This is a genomic window from Bradyrhizobium sp. SZCCT0153 (assembly GCF_018129995.1).
In the GTDB taxonomy this organism is placed as follows: domain Bacteria; phylum Pseudomonadota; class Alphaproteobacteria; order Rhizobiales; family Xanthobacteraceae; genus Bradyrhizobium; species Bradyrhizobium japonicum_G.
Genome location: NZ_JAFCKS010000009.1, coordinates 39958 through 53797, shown reverse-complemented (window position 1 = coordinate 53797; position 13840 = coordinate 39958). Strand labels below are relative to the sequence as shown.

Annotated in this window: 13 protein-coding genes and 1 pseudogene; 7 read left to right on the top strand and 7 right to left on the bottom strand. The window is 64.9% G+C overall.

Translation table 11 applies throughout. From position 1 onward, the window contains the following. Positions 1-5: 5 nt before the first annotated feature. Together JQ572_RS29525 and JQ572_RS29520 are read right to left on the bottom strand one after the other, a co-directional pair. Positions 6-404 carry a DUF2306 domain-containing protein gene (locus tag JQ572_RS29525; RefSeq protein WP_211386351.1) on the bottom strand — a complete coding sequence of 133 codons (399 nt, stop codon included), beginning with the start codon at positions 402-404 and terminating at the stop codon, positions 6-8. A 200-nt stretch (positions 405-604) separates the two neighbouring features. Continuing rightward, complete coding sequence (locus tag JQ572_RS29520) at positions 605-1102, bottom strand: single-stranded DNA-binding protein (protein WP_211386350.1); 498 nt, start codon at positions 1100-1102, stop codon at positions 605-607. Positions 1103-1560: 458 nt separating this feature from the next. Here JQ572_RS29520 and JQ572_RS29515 point away from each other — a divergent pair, with 458 nt between their 5' ends. The 6 genes from JQ572_RS29515 (at position 1561) to JQ572_RS29490 (ending at position 8740) form a co-directional block, all read left to right on the top strand. Next, complete coding sequence (locus JQ572_RS29515; RefSeq protein WP_211386349.1) at positions 1561-2328, top strand: outer membrane protein; 768 nt, start codon at positions 1561-1563, stop codon at positions 2326-2328. Between the two features lie 237 nt (positions 2329-2565). Beyond that, positions 2566-3255 (top strand): outer membrane protein, encoded by a 690-nt coding sequence (locus JQ572_RS29510; RefSeq protein ID WP_211386348.1) that lies wholly within the window; start codon positions 2566-2568, stop codon positions 3253-3255. Between the two features lie 277 nt (positions 3256-3532). Continuing rightward, positions 3533-6517 carry an excinuclease ABC subunit UvrA gene (gene uvrA, locus JQ572_RS29505; protein WP_211386347.1) on the top strand — a complete coding sequence of 995 codons (2985 nt, stop codon included), beginning with the start codon at positions 3533-3535 and terminating at the stop codon, positions 6515-6517. Positions 6518-6564: 47 nt separating this feature from the next. Further along, positions 6565-7128 (top strand): DinB family protein, encoded by a 564-nt coding sequence (locus tag JQ572_RS29500; RefSeq protein ID WP_211386346.1) that lies wholly within the window; start codon positions 6565-6567, stop codon positions 7126-7128. A gap of 18 nt (positions 7129-7146) precedes the next feature. Next, complete coding sequence (locus tag JQ572_RS29495; protein WP_211386345.1) at positions 7147-7788, top strand: HAD-IA family hydrolase; 642 nt, start codon at positions 7147-7149, stop codon at positions 7786-7788. 31 nt (positions 7789-7819) lie between these two features. Beyond that, positions 7820-8740, top strand: coding sequence for a nucleoside hydrolase (locus JQ572_RS29490; protein ID WP_211386344.1), 921 nt, complete (start codon positions 7820-7822; stop codon positions 8738-8740). A 16-nt stretch (positions 8741-8756) separates the two neighbouring features. Here JQ572_RS29490 and JQ572_RS29485 read toward each other — a convergent pair whose 3' ends face one another. Then, positions 8757-9704 carry a YVTN family beta-propeller repeat protein gene (locus JQ572_RS29485; protein ID WP_211386343.1) on the bottom strand — a complete coding sequence of 316 codons (948 nt, stop codon included), beginning with the start codon at positions 9702-9704 and terminating at the stop codon, positions 8757-8759. A 2-nt stretch (positions 9705-9706) separates the two neighbouring features. Then, a complete protein-coding gene (locus JQ572_RS29480) occupies positions 9707-10288 on the bottom strand; it encodes an SRPBCC family protein (RefSeq protein ID WP_211386342.1) in 582 nt (193 codons plus the stop codon). 114 nt (positions 10289-10402) lie between these two features. On the opposite strand from JQ572_RS29480, the pseudogene JQ572_RS29475 reads away from it, so the two are divergent. Then, positions 10403-10692 (top strand): annotated as a pseudogene (locus JQ572_RS29475) (DUF1217 domain-containing protein); the annotation flags it as partial. Positions 10693-10708: 16 nt separating this feature from the next. Here the strand turns inward: JQ572_RS29475 and JQ572_RS29470 are convergent. The 3 genes from JQ572_RS29470 to JQ572_RS29460 form a co-directional block, all read right to left on the bottom strand. Beyond that, positions 10709-11569 carry a PCC domain-containing protein gene (locus JQ572_RS29470; RefSeq protein WP_211386341.1) on the bottom strand — a complete coding sequence of 287 codons (861 nt, stop codon included), beginning with the start codon at positions 11567-11569 and terminating at the stop codon, positions 10709-10711. Between the two features lie 9 nt (positions 11570-11578). Further along, positions 11579-13186 carry an acyl-CoA synthetase gene (locus JQ572_RS29465; protein ID WP_211386340.1) on the bottom strand — a complete coding sequence of 536 codons (1608 nt, stop codon included), beginning with the start codon at positions 13184-13186 and terminating at the stop codon, positions 11579-11581. 105 nt (positions 13187-13291) lie between these two features. Then, a complete protein-coding gene (locus tag JQ572_RS29460; RefSeq protein ID WP_211386339.1) occupies positions 13292-13789 on the bottom strand; it encodes a hypothetical protein in 498 nt (165 codons plus the stop codon). Positions 13790-13840 lie beyond the last annotated feature (51 nt).

Here is a 13840-nt window from a genome sequence, read left to right as displayed (position 1 = left end):
CCCTCTTACGCGCCGAAAATCACCCGATGCATGATGCGTCCGGGCACCAGCGTGAACAGGCCCGCCACAACCAGCGCGCCCGCGAAGACGAGGATCATGATGCGCCGGTGATCGGCAACGCGATGGGTGCGCGCCCGCCACACCGCCAGCGGAAGCATCACCAACGTGAAGATCGACAACAGGTGGATCGGACTGAACGGCCCGACCAGGCGGATCTGGTGGATCCAGAACGACGATGCAGCCACCACCGCCATCAGCGCGACCCAGATCCACCCGATCGTCCGGTGCGGCAACGTGCCCTTGGGAGCCGCGAACTGGACCAGGCCCAGCAGAAAGGCCGCCATCGCGGCAAATGCGTGCAGCGGAATGGCCGGAGCAGCCTCAAGCAGCGGCGCAAGGCTCATTGCGAGGCTTCCCCCGTTAGAGGCGCGAGCCATGTAAACAGGATTAACATCAAGTTAATACCATTCACATGACTGCCCGTAAAAAGCTTGAAGCAGCACATGAGGCAAGCCCGGGAAACCCGAGCCTTACCCGCAAATTGGTAAGAAATCCTGCCGCATCACGCGAGCAAGGCGACGTTAAGGACGAAGCGCCCCGCCGCTCAGAACGGGATATCGTCGTCCATGTCGCTGTTGCGGCCACCGCCGCCAGCGGCAACGGGACGGCGCGGTGCGCTGCTGACTGGACCGGAGGAGCCGAAATCGCCGGCCGGCTCATCGCCGAAGCTGCCGCCTCCCGCGCCGCCACTGCGGCCATCGAGCATCGTCAGGGTCGAGTTGAAGCCCTGGAGCACGACCTCGGTGGAGTACTTCTCGACGCCCGCCTGGTCGGTCCATTTGCGGGTCTGGAGCGCGCCCTCGATGTAAACCTTGGCGCCCTTCTTCAGGTACTGCTCGGCGACCTTGCACAGCCCTTCATTGAAGATCACCACGCGATGCCACTCGGTCTTTTCCTTGCGCTCGCCGCTGTTCTTGTCGCGCCAGGTCTCCGAGGTGGCGATGCTCAAATTCGCGATCGGCCGCCCGTCCTGGGTGCGGCGGATTTCAGGATCCTTGCCGAGATTTCCAACCAGAATGACCTTGTTGACGCTTCCCGCCATCGCCGCTCTCCACTCCGAATGCCACTGAATTTAAAAAGGCCGGCCCGCTCCCCGCGTTCCGCTGCCCCTGTTGAGGCGACCCTATACGCTCGCCGGACGCTTGCGGACGCCGATCACCGCGCCACCCCTCAGGTTATCCCCACATATAGCATCGACCTCCGGTTTGTTCCAGATTTGTTCTTGCAAATGACGGAGCCGAAGGGGCGGCCTTGAGCGGCCAGCGTCCTGCGGAAGGCAGGCGCAAACATGGAACTTTTTCGGGTTCCCTGAAAAGAGCAAAACAACTTAACATTCAGCAAGTTATCGCGGCTCCGCCGATCTGCGACTGTGGCATTTCGGCGACGGACTCTGTCCCTCGCTCGGACTAGGCTTGCCTTGGAATTAATGCATTTGGGCCTCGCGCCTGATCAAACCGCTTCGGGGATTTCAAGAAGCGGACGAACCTGGGGAAACTTGCAATGAATAAGATCCTGATTGGTGCAATCGGTGCAGTGGCGTTGAGCCTGTCGGCTCCCGCCAGCGCGGCGGACATGGCCGCGCGTCCCTACACCAAGGCTCCGGCGCCGATGGTCGCCGCCATCTACGACTGGAGCGGCTTCTACATCGGCTTCAACGGCGGCGGTGGCACCAGCCACAAGTGCTGGGACGGCGATGTCGGCGGTGGCGTTTTCGTCGGCGAAGGCTGCCACAACGCGGTCGGCGGCACTGCCGGTGGCCAGGTCGGCTACCGCTGGCAGTCGGCCAATTGGGTGTTCGGCCTCGAGGGCCAGGGCAACTGGGCCGACTTCTCGGGTGACAACATCAGCGCGATCACCGGCCTGCGCGATCGTTCAAAGATCAACGCCTTCGGCCTGATCACCGGCCAGGTCGGCTATGCCTGGAACAACGTCCTGCTCTACGTCAAGGGCGGCGGCGCCGTCGTCGGCGACCGCTACCGCAGCTTCGACGTCGTCTCCGGCCTCGAGGTCGACCGGGCCGACGAGACCCGCTGGGGCGGCACCGTGGGCGCAGGCATCGAGGTAGGCTTCGCACCGAACTGGACCGTGGGCTTCGAGTACGACCACATCTTCCTCGGTAACCGCACCATCGGCTTCACCGGCTCCGGCAATTTCCTGTTCGCGCCGCTTGGCGCTGCCACACGCTCAGATCGCATCAGCCAGGACGTCGATATCGGCCTCATCCGCTTGAACTATCGCTGGGGTGGCCCGATCGTCGCGAGGTACTGAACCTACTGATATCATTCAAAGACTTGAAGGCCGGCCTCGCGCCGGCCTTTTCGTTTCTGTTCCCCTTGAGGAACAATAGGTCAGCACTTGCTACATTTTCAGGCTGCTGTGGCTGATGGGACACACAACTTGCGGCTTTGCTGGTGTAAGCACGACATCAGTTGGACGAGAGCGTCCGATACCCCTTCCCGATCGTGGAAGGCACAAACAGAAACTGGGACTGGGATTAGATCGAAAATGAAGAAGGTTTTGTTGGCTTCGGCCTGTTTGTTCGCACTTGCCGCTCCGGCTTCGGCCGCTGATCTGGCGGCTCGCCCCTACACCAAGGCCCCGGTGGCTATGGCTTCGGTCTACAACTGGACCGGCTTCTACCTCGGTATCGTCGGCGGCGGCGCCTGGGAAAACGCTTCCGGCGACCCGAAGATGAAGGGTGGCTTCGTCGGCGGCACCGCCGGCTACAACTGGCAGACCGGCAACGTCGTGTTCGGCGTCGAGGCCGATGGCGCCTGGGCTGACGTCAGCGCTACCGCGACCGGCGCCACCGTCGTTCCCGGCTTCGGCGTCGTGACCGCAACCGCGACCTCGAAGACCGACGCGATGGGCACCGTGCGCGGCCGCCTCGGCTGGGCCGTCAACAACGTCCTGTTCTACGGCACCGGTGGTTACGCCTGGATCGACAACAAGATCACCCTCTCCGCGCTCGGCGTGACCGCTTCGGACAGCAAGTGGCACTCCGGCTGGACCGTCGGTGCGGGCGTCGAAGCGTTCTTCGCGCCGCAGTGGTCGGTCAAGGGCGAGTACCTCTATCGCAGCCTCGGCGGCGAGAGCTACTTCTCGGGCGCCCTGCCCACCGGCACGCTCAACTTCCACACCGTGCAGGTCGGCGTGAACTATCACTTCGGGGGCCCGGTGGTCGCGAAGTACTGATCTTCGCCTCCAACGCCATCGTGTTACGAAAGGCCGGCCTTGCGCCGGCCTTTTTGTTTGACCGGCCGGTCCCCGCGCAGTTCCGCGCACGTGCTCCTGCCAGATGCCGCCAGCGCGCCAACAATCCGTTGACGATTCGCAAGTCCCACTGGAAATCCGTGCTCGTTCTTCCTACGTTCGCTGACATACCCATCGGCGCCGATCCCGGTTCCGGGCGAAGCGCGCCTTCAACGTTGGCGCGATCGCGCGCCTTTGGGATTCCTTGAGGACCACCAGGATGGATGAAGTGATCAAGGCGAAGCGCCAACAACAGAACGCGGGATCACACCTGCGCGCAATTACGATCCGTGGCGCGCGCGAGCACAACCTCAAGAACGTCGACGTCGAGATTCCCCGCGACAAGCTCGTGGTGTTCACCGGTCTCTCGGGCTCCGGCAAGTCCTCGCTCGCATTCGACACCATCTACGCCGAGGGCCAGCGCCGCTACGTCGAATCGCTGTCGGCCTATGCGCGCCAGTTCCTGGAAATGATGCAGAAGCCTGATGTCGACCAGATCGATGGCCTGTCGCCGGCAATCTCGATCGAGCAGAAGACGACGTCGAAGAACCCGCGCTCGACCGTCGGCACCGTCACCGAGATCTACGACTACATGCGCCTGCTCTGGGCCCGCGTCGGCGTGCCCTATTCGCCGGCCACGGGCCTTCCGATCGAAAGCCAGACCGTCTCCCAGATGGTCGACCGCGTGCTGGCGCTGCCGGAAGGCACCCGCCTCTACCTGCTCGCGCCTGTCGTGCGCGGCCGCAAGGGCGAGTACAGGAAAGAGCTCGCCGAATGGCTCAAGAAGGGCTTTCAGCGCGTCAAGATCGACGGCACCTTCCATGAACTGGCGGAAGCGCCGACGCTGGACAAGAAGTTCCCGCACGACATCGACGTCGTCGTCGACCGCATCGTGGTGCGCGCCGACATCGGCCAGCGCCTCGCCGAGAGCTTCGAGACCGCGCTGAAGCTGGCCGAAGGCCTTGCCGTCGTCGAGTTCGCCGACGCGCCAGCGGCCGCTCCCGCGGAAGAGAAAGAGAAAAAGAAGACCGCGAAGATTCACGACAAGAGCGGGCCAGAGCGCATCCTGTTCTCGGAAAAGTTCGCCTGCCCGGTCTCGGGTTTCACCATCCCCGAGATCGAGCCGCGCCTGTTCTCCTTCAACAACCCCTACGGCGCCTGTCCTGCCTGCGGCGGCCTCGGCGTCGAGCAGCATGTCGACGAAGACCTCGTCATCCCCGACAAGGAGCTCGCGATCGGCAAGGGCGCGATCGCGCCCTGGGCCAAATCGTCGTCGCCCTACTACACGCAGACGCTGACGGCGCTCGGCAAGCACTACAAGTTCACGCTGACCACCAAATGGAAGGATCTGCCCAAGAAGACGCAGAACGCGATCCTGCATGGCTCCGGCGAGGACGAGATCAAGTTCTCCTACGAGGACGGGGTCCGCTCCTACGACACCAAGAAGCCGTTCGAGGGCGTCATCACCAACATCAACCGCCGCTACCGCGAGACCGAGAGCGAGTGGGCGCGCGAGGAGCTGGCGAAATATTTCCACGACGTGCCCTGCGGCGGCTGCAACGGTTTCCGGCTCAAGCCCGAGGCGCTCTGCGTCAAGATCGGCGGCAAGCATATCGGCGACATCTCGGAGCTGTCCGTCAAAGGCGCCGGTGCATGGTTCGAGACCGTGCCGGAGGCGCTGAACACGCAGCAGAACGAGATCGCCGGCCGCATCCTCAAGGAGATCCGCGAGCGACTCACCTTCCTGCTCGACGTCGGCCTCAACTATCTCACCCTGTCCCGCTCCTCCGGCACGCTGTCCGGCGGCGAGAGCCAGCGCATCCGCCTCGCCTCGCAAATCGGCTCGGGCCTGACCGGCGTGCTCTACGTGCTCGACGAGCCCTCGATCGGCCTGCACCAGCGCGACAACGCGCGCCTGCTCGACACCCTCAAGCGCCTGCGCGACCTCGGCAACACCGTGATCGTGGTCGAGCATGACGAGGACGCGATCCTGCTGGCCGACTACGTGCTCGACATCGGCCCGGGCGCCGGCATGCATGGCGGCAACATCGTCGCCGAAGGCACGCCCGCCGAGATCATGCGAAACCCGAAATCGCTGACCGGCAAGTACCTCACCGGCGAGCTCGAGGTCGAGGTGCCGGAGCGGCGCCCACCGAACCATCGCCGCACCATCAAGGTGGTCAACGCGCGCGGCAATAACCTCAAGAACGTCACGGCCGAAATCCCGCTCGGCCTGTTTACCTGCGTCACCGGCGTCTCCGGCGGCGGCAAGTCGACGCTGCTGATCGACACGCTCTACAAGGCGATCGCCCGCAAGCTGAACAACGCCAGCGAAGGCGCAGCTCCGCACGACCGCATCGAGGGCCTGGAGCACATCGACAAGATCATCGACATCGACCAGTCGCCGATCGGCCGCACCCCGCGCTCGAATCCGGCGACCTACACCGGCGCCTTCACGCCGATCCGCGAATGGTTCGCAGGCCTCCCCGAATCCAAGGCGCGCGGCTACGAGCCCGGCCGCTTCTCCTTCAACGTCAAGGGTGGCCGCTGCGAGGCCTGCCAGGGCGATGGCGTCATCAAGATCGAGATGCACTTCCTGCCCGACGTCTACGTCACCTGCGACGTCTGCAAGGGCAAGCGCTACAATCGCGAGACGCTCGAAGTCCTGTTCAAGGGCAAGAGCATCGCCGACGTGCTCGACATGACCGTCGAGGAGGCCGCAGACTTCTTCAAGGCGGTGCCGCGCGTGCGCGAGACCTTCCAGACCCTGCACCGCGTCGGCCTCGACTACATCCATGTCGGCCAGCAGGCCACGACCCTGTCGGGCGGTGAAGCCCAGCGCGTCAAGCTCGCGAAAGAACTGTCCAAGCGCGCCACCGGCCGCACGCTCTACATCCTGGACGAGCCGACCACTGGCCTGCACTTCCACGACGTCAAGAAACTGCTGGAGGTGCTGCACGAGCTGGTCGCGCAGGGCAACACGGTCGTCGTCATCGAGCACAATCTCGAAGTCATCAAGACCGCCGACTGGGTCATCGACCTCGGCCCGGAAGGCGGCGACGGCGGCGGCGAAATCGTCGCCTGGGGCCCGCCGGAAGACATCGCCAAGGCGCCGCGGAGCTACACCGGCAAATTCCTGGCGCCGGTGCTGGAGAAGGCGCGGAAGCCGAAGCGGCGGCGCGCGGCGAGCGAGGCGGCCGAATAGGTTACGTACCGGGAGCGTGCCGACACATTGTCTGAGGGAGACGGAGTTTGCCTGCCGGACTTGTGCAAACCTACAGTGCGTTCGCCCACAATAATGCTTGGGCCAACCACCGGCTGCTCACCGCTTGTGCTGCGCTGTCTCAGACCGACTTCGAAGCCGAGCGGACCGGCTTCTTTCCGAGCCTGCAACGCACACTGAACCACATCCATGTCATCGACCTCTTCTATGTCGATGCACTGGAGGGCGGATGGCTCGGGCCTGCGGCCTGGAAGAACCAGATTCCGTACCCCTCACTCTCTGAGCTGAAACCTGCCCAAGCCGAAATGGACAAGCGTTTGCTCGCCGTCTGCGATGCGCTGACACCCGAACTTCTCGACGGCATTGTGCGGATCAACCGCGACACGCGCGTCCAGACCGAACGTCGCGACCGACTGCTCATGCATCTGTTTCAGCATCAAATTCATCACCGCGGACAGGCGCACGCGATGCTCTCTGCAACAAGTGTCCCGCCGCCTCAGCTCGACGAATTCTTTGCCGAGGGAGAAGCACCGCTCAGGGCCGCCGAGTTCGACGAGCTCGGATGGACCGAGGAGACCGTGTGGAAATCCTAGCGGTGTAATTTCTTCCCCATGCCCTACGCCCTCGCCATCTTCGATCTCGACGGTACCCTCGCCGACAGCTTTCCGTGGTTCCTGCGCACAATCAACGACGTCGCCGATCGCTTCGGCTTTCGTCGTGTGGCCGATGAGGACGTCGAGGGGCTGCGGCATGCCTCGACGCGGGAGATCCTCAGCCGGCTCGAGGTGCCGCTCTGGAAGCTGCCGGCGATCGCGCGATATGCGCGGCGGCTGAAGGCGGAGGCGGCTGCGGAGATCTCGCTGTTCGCGGGCGTCGAGGCGATGCTGCGGACGCTGGCCGAGCGCGGCGTGCAGCTGGCGCTGGTGACATCGGACAGCGAAGCCAATGCGCGCGAGAAGCTCGGCGAGGCCGCGGCGCTGTTCGCGCATTTCGATTGCGCGGCATCGATCTTCGGCAAGCCCACGAAATTCCGCCGGGTCATCCGCCGCGCCGGCGTGGACCCCGCTCACGTGATTTCGATCGGCGACGAGGCGCGCGACATTGAGGCGGCGCGGGCCGTCGGCATCGCCTGTGGCGCGGTGTGCTGGGGCTATGCGGCACCGGCCGCGCTGCGGGCGCTTGCGCCCGATCGCATCTTCGCGCAGATGGATGAGATCGCGGACGCGGTCTGCCGGATGCCGTTGAAGGCCTGAGCCCGGCATCCGCCCATCCAGGGAGACGCCGATGACACTCACGGATGCAGCCCGCCTCAAGCTGCTGGAGCCGCCGGTCGGCCGGATCCGCGTCGTGCTCGACACCGACACCTACAACGAGATCGACGATCAGTTTGCGCTGGTTCAAATGCTGCTGTCGAAGGATCGCTTCGACGTCGAGGCGATCTATGCCGCGCCGTTCTTGAACGCGCGCGCGGACAGCCCCGGCCACGGCATGGAGCTGAGCTATCAGGAAATCCTGCGCTTGCTGGAGCGTCTGAACATCGCAGCCGAGGGCCTGGTTCATCGCGGCGTCACCGCCTATGTCGGGCCCGGCAAGGCCGCGCGCGAGGCGCCTGCCGTCGACGACCTCGTGGCCCGGGCGCGCGCGGGCTCGCCGGACCAACCGCTCTACGTCATCGCCATTGGCGCCATCAGCAACGTCGCCTCTGCGCTTCTCAAAGCCCCCGATATCATCGAACGCATCGTCGTCGTGTGGCTCGGCGGCCATGCGCTGGAATGGCCGCACACGATCGAGTTCAACCTCAAGCAGGACGTCGGCGGCGCTCAGGTGCTGCTCGACAGCGGCGTGCCGCTGGTTCTGGTGCCGTGCAAGGGCGTCACCTCGCACCTTCACTCGACAGTGCCGGAGATCGAGCGTTACGTCGAACCGCACGGCAGCATCGGCGCGTTCCTCGCCATGCGCTTCAAGGAATATTCGTCCGACCATCTGGGTTGGGCGAAGGAGATCTGGGACATGGCGCCGGTCGGATGGCTGCTGAACCCCGTGTGGGCGCCGAGCGTGATCATCCCGGCGCCGGTCCTGACGGAGCAGATGACCTGGAGCGTCGATCGCAGCCGGCATGCGATCCGCTACGTGACCTATGTGGATCGCAACCCCATCCTGAGGGACTTCTTCCTGAAATTGAGGGCCTACGCCGGGACGACGTAGGTCGCCTCTCCGCCCCCTACTCCGTCCTGCGCAAGAACGCCCCGAACGCGCGCGGGCCGTCGCCCACCTTGACCTCGCCGACGACCTTCAGCTCGGCTGCATCGATGATATGAAGCGTGTTGCTCTCCCAATTGGCGACGATGATGCGCTTGCCGTCTGCGGTCGCATTGATGCCTTCGGGATAGTCGCCGACATTGATGCGCTTGATCGGCTTCAGCGTCGCCAGGTCGAACACGCTGACGGTGCCGCCATACTGGTCGGTCACGAAGCCGCGGCCCTGCGCCATCGCCACCGCATAGGGACGCATCCCGACCGGCACGCGACCGATCGCCTGACCTGCCGCGATGTCGATCACGGAGACGTCGTCAGAGCCGACATTGGCGGTGTAGGCGCGCTTGCCCTCGGCGTCGATGGTGACACCGAACGGACGCGTGCCGACCTTGATGGTCGCCTTGCGTTGGCGCGTCGCGGTATCCACGACCGAGACGCTGTCGTCGTCGCGGTCCGCCGAGAGCAGCAGCTTGCCATCAGGTGTCACCGCCAGGCCCGACGGCGAGGCGCCGACTGCGATGCTGGCCGTGACGCTGCGCGTCGCCGCGTCGATCACACGCACCGCCGCGGCGTACCAGTCGGCGACATAGACCGTCTTGCCATCGGGCGCGACCGCAATGCCGAGCGGCCCGCCGCCGACCTCGATCCGCCCCGCGACCTGCCGCGTTGCTGCGTCCACCACAGTTACGGCCTTGGCGTCCGGGCTCGTGACATAGGCAAATCGGCCGTCGGCACTGACGGCGACGCCCGCCGGCTTGCCGCCGATCGGGATGGTCGCCACGCTGCGTGCCGTGGCGAGGTCCACGACCATCATATCGTCGCTGAGCTGGTTGGTGACGAACGCCTCTTCGGCGAAGGCGCTGCCGAGGCAAGCAAGACTGGCGGCCAGTGCCGCCATGACTGGGATGCGCACCGTCAGCTTCCGCTCTCGACCTTCTTCTTCAGCGCCGCGAGGCCGGCCTTGTAGAGCCCGCTCACAGCGGTCTTGGCAGCCTCGTCGCTCAGCTCCGGCGGCGGGTCGTTGTTGGGAAAGCCGCGGTAGAACGCACCAGCCCATTCCAGGGTCGAGCCCTTGCCGTCAGCGCTCGGCGTCACCGTCAGCGTCGAGGAATAATTGGTGACCGGCAGCACCTTCACGTCAACGGTGGTGATCCGGTAGGAATAGGTCATCGCGGCGGCGTCGAACTTGTAGAGCTCCTCGTCGACGGTCGCGCCTCCCGTCAGCGTCAGCTTCCGCGTGGCGCCGATCTCGTTGCCCTTCTCGCCCTCGGTCTTGGTGACCGGCGGGAGCCAGCTCATGTCCTGGAAATTGCCGATTGCGGCCCACACTTTGGCCGGGGCTGCGTTGATCTCGATGGATTCGCGCACCTTCTGCCGGGTCGGCCCATGCGCCCAGGCCGGTGTAGAAGCCGGGCCAAACGCCGCCGCCAAAGCCGCCGCACTCGCGGCAGTCAGCACCGCGGCCAAGACCATGCGCCGTCCAATCGTCACCCTCATCTCGTTTCCCCATGCGTCTCGTTGATCGTGCGCGACTTGAAGCGCGCTGGGATCATCGTAGCTCATTTTGCGGCCGAGGGGAGACCTGTTCATGGCCTCGTTGGGGCGCGCACCCGCGTTCTTTCGGAGGTGTTCAGGACCACGTTCGATCTGCCTGACTCGATGGCTGCGATGCCGATCGATCAGCAAGCCAAGTCGTGGACAAATTCTTGAAGATCAAGGATCTGTCCGATCCCGCGAAAGTTGCAAAGCTGTTGAACCGTTTCTCCGCGATGTATGACGTCAGAAACAGCCAGAGCACCGGTCAGGGCCAATCTCCATTGCTCGACCTCTTTCAAGGATCGAACTCAGGGGTAAGTCAATCTACGTACCTGGCCATTGCCAAGCTACGTTCTCACCCCTGATGACCGCTCGCCGATCCTAGCCCAACACCTCGAGCACCAGCTCCATGGTCATCAGCACGGGATTGTCGCCACGGATCAGACGGCCCTCCGCAATGCCGCCGGTGTAGTCGATCAGGGCGGCATCCAGTGCGGCTTCGAGCGCACCCGAAGGGCCCGGCGCGATCGTCCCGGCCGTCACCGCAAGCTCCGTTGCGAACGGCTCGGTCACGTCGCCATGGATGAAACGCGCGCCGACGGTCGAGCCGACGCCGCCGTGGATTTTCGCGCGCGCGATGCCGCGCGCGCGGCAGAACTCTTCGAGGCAGCCGGCAAAATCCTGGTTGGGGCGCAGCCGGAGCGCGAAGGCGCGGCTGGTCGTGCGCGCGCCGGTGCTCGCGGAGGCGACCGGCCCGAACAGCTTGAAATTGGTCTCGGGGTCGGGCTCGGTGGTGAACATCGCACCATCGAGACCGAAGGCCTCGACCTCGAACGGTTCTGCGACAACAGTCTCGTCCGGCATCATGTGGCCGCCGCCTGGCTTGCCGTCCGCCTCGGTCCACAGCCCGTGGCAATGAAAGAACGGCGCGCCGTCGCGCATACCGAGCGTCATGCTGCCGAACTTCACGCGCGTCAGGCCCGCGGGGCGATATGTATCGCTGTAGAACGCAGCATTCTCGCCGGTCTTCGACAGTGCCGGCATGACGTAAGCGAACGGCCCGACCGCGCCGCTACCGAAGTTCAGCACGCCGCCGGCAAAGCCTTCGGCGGCGAAACCGCGGCGCGCGGCCTCCAGCAGCGGCACACCGGCCTGAAGCGCGAAGGAGAAAGCGCGCCCCCTCGCCTCCACCCATTGGATGCGTTCTGCGACTGGCGCGCCCGGCTGCTTGATGCTCCGCATGACCTGCGCTCAGCCCGTCTTCGTCTTGTCGAGGTCGAGCAGCCCGCGTGCCTCGAGCTCGTCGCGCACCATGCGTTTTGGAATCTTGCCATAGCCGGATTTCGGCAACGCCTCCCAGAAGAAGAAGCGCTTCGGCATCTTGTAGCGCGGCACCTTCGGCAACAGGAACGCCGCCATCTCCGCTTCACTCACCGGCTTCTCGCCCTCACGCGCAACGCAGACGGCGACGCCGACCTCGCCCCAGGTCGCATCGGGCACGCCGAGCACGGCGACCTCACCGACCGCAGGATGCGTCAGGATCTTCTCCTCGATCTCGCGCGGATAGATGTTGGAGCCGCCGGAGATGTACATGTCGGAGGCGCGGCCGGTGATGTAGACGAACCCCTCCTCGTCCATGTGGCCGAGATCGCCGGTGCGGAACCAGCCATTGCGGAACGCCTTCGCATTGGCTTCAGGGTTGTCGTAGTAGCCGGCGAGCACGGCGGGGCCGATCACGCAGATCTCGCCGCTCTGGTTGGCCGCGAGTTCGCGGCCCTCGTCGTCCTGGATCGAGACCTGCATTCCGGTGCGCTCGAAGCCGCAGGTGCCGATCTTCGCATGCGGACCATCCTCGGGATCATGCAGCGCCGCCGGCAGCACGGTGATGTTGCCGGTGACCTCGCCGAGACCGAAATACTGCACGATGACCTTGCCGAGCTTCTTCAGCGCGGCCTTCTGGTCCTCGCGATACATCGGCGCGCCCGCATAGATCACATGGCGCAGCGAAGAATGATCGTATTTGTCCACCGCCGGATGCTCGACCATCATCTTCAGGATCGTCGGCACGGTGAAGAGATTGGCGACCCGATGTGTCTCGATCAGGCGGAACGCCTCGTCGATGTCGAACTTCTCGGTCGGCAGCAGCACGGTCCGCACACCGCGCGCGGCCTGCACCAGCTGATGCACGCCGGCGCCATGCGACAGCGGCGCCACCACCAGCGAGGCATCGTCTTCGGTGACGCCTGGCGTCAGATCGGCAAGATGATTGGTGACGACAAAGCCCATCTGGCCATGAGTCAGCACCGCAGCCTTGGAGCGGCCGGTGGTGCCGGAGGTGAAGAAGAACCAGCAGGGATCGTCGTGCTCGACCGCAACGTTCTCTACGGTACTGCCGGCCTGCGAAGCGATGGCATCAGCCACCGAGCGCTCGCCGAAGGCGGCCTCGCCGTCGATGCTCCAGGTGAATTCCAGCGCGCCACCGCTCACGGCCGCGGCGTGCTCGGGAAAATCGACATGGCACAGAAACGCCTTCGCACCGGAGGCCTGAGCGAGATAGGTCACCTCGTCCGGCATCAGGCGGAAATTGGTGGGCACCCAGACGGCGCCAAGCCGGAACGCCGCGAACATCGAGAGAAACATCTCGTCGCCGTTCTTGGAATGGACGAGGATGCGGTCGCCCTTGGCGATACCACGCGCGGCGAGTGCGGCGGCGAGCGCCGAGACCTGCGCATCGATCTCGCGCCAGGTCCAGGATTTGTCACCCCAGACGAAGCCGGGACGCGCCCCATGCCGCCGCGCATTCTGGGTCAGCATGTAAGCGAGATTCATGACGCGGCGGGACATGCGCAGGGGCTGCATCGGGCTTCCTCTTGGGCGGCGGACGGCACGCGAGCCGCCCGCTCATTGCAGCCCATTTATCGCCATCGAACGCGCCCCTGCAAGACCACCGGCCGCACACCTGCCTTACGGCTGCCTGAATGCGAACGGCGTCGCCGTAATGGCCTTCTCTTTCCAGCAGGCCTGCGCGCCAAAGCCGCCGCAGAAGCTGCCATGCAGGTCGAATCGGATCGTGCGCGCGGCGCCGCGCTTGATCGGCGGCGCCACGATCTTGTAGCTGCGCACATAGCCGTCGAACACCGGGCGCACGCCGCCATCCGGCAGCGTCACCAGGATGGTCATGACGCAGCCGCCGGTTCCGCAATAGGTGGTCTCGCGCTCCCCGCATTTGGTGTCGCGGAAGTCGACGACGTAGTCGTCGCGGCCGTCGCCGGTCAGATCGATCTTGCGCACCGTGTCCGCCGCAAAGGTCACCGCGCCGCCGCCCTGGCTCTCGCATTCCTCATTGGCATAGTGCAGCGCCTTCTGCACCCCGGGCGGATAATCGGAGGGGTTGAACGGTTTTGCCTCCTCGGCACGCGCAGCGGTGGCGAAGAGAGCGAGCAGGAAGACGAGATATCGCATTCGCGTTGGTCGCAGCCGAGGCCGCAATCGTTCAGGGAATTTTAAACATGA

Bases quoted from the DNA above. Each gene is read 5' to 3' on its own strand.
- JQ572_RS29525 (WP_211386351.1), bottom strand. From the start codon at position 404: ATGAGCCTTGCGCCGCTGCTTGAGGCTGCTCCGGCCATTCCGCTGCAC.
- JQ572_RS29520 (WP_211386350.1), bottom strand. From the start codon at position 1,102: ATGGCGGGAAGCGTCAACAAGGTCATTCTGGTTGGAAATCTCGGCAAG.
- JQ572_RS29515 (WP_211386349.1), top strand. From the start codon at position 1,561: ATGAATAAGATCCTGATTGGTGCAATCGGTGCAGTGGCGTTGAGCCTG.
- JQ572_RS29510 (WP_211386348.1), top strand. From the start codon at position 2,566: ATGAAGAAGGTTTTGTTGGCTTCGGCCTGTTTGTTCGCACTTGCCGCT.
- uvrA (WP_211386347.1), top strand. From the start codon at position 3,533: ATGGATGAAGTGATCAAGGCGAAGCGCCAACAACAGAACGCGGGATCA.
- JQ572_RS29495 (WP_211386345.1), top strand. From the start codon at position 7,147: ATGCCCTACGCCCTCGCCATCTTCGATCTCGACGGTACCCTCGCCGAC.
- JQ572_RS29490 (WP_211386344.1), top strand. From the start codon at position 7,820: ATGACACTCACGGATGCAGCCCGCCTCAAGCTGCTGGAGCCGCCGGTC.
- JQ572_RS29480 (WP_211386342.1), bottom strand. From the start codon at position 10,288: ATGAGGGTGACGATTGGACGGCGCATGGTCTTGGCCGCGGTGCTGACT.
- JQ572_RS29470 (WP_211386341.1), bottom strand. From the start codon at position 11,569: ATGCGGAGCATCAAGCAGCCGGGCGCGCCAGTCGCAGAACGCATCCAA.
- JQ572_RS29465 (WP_211386340.1), bottom strand. From the start codon at position 13,186: ATGCAGCCCCTGCGCATGTCCCGCCGCGTCATGAATCTCGCTTACATG.
- JQ572_RS29460 (WP_211386339.1), bottom strand. From the start codon at position 13,789: ATGCGATATCTCGTCTTCCTGCTCGCTCTCTTCGCCACCGCTGCGCGT.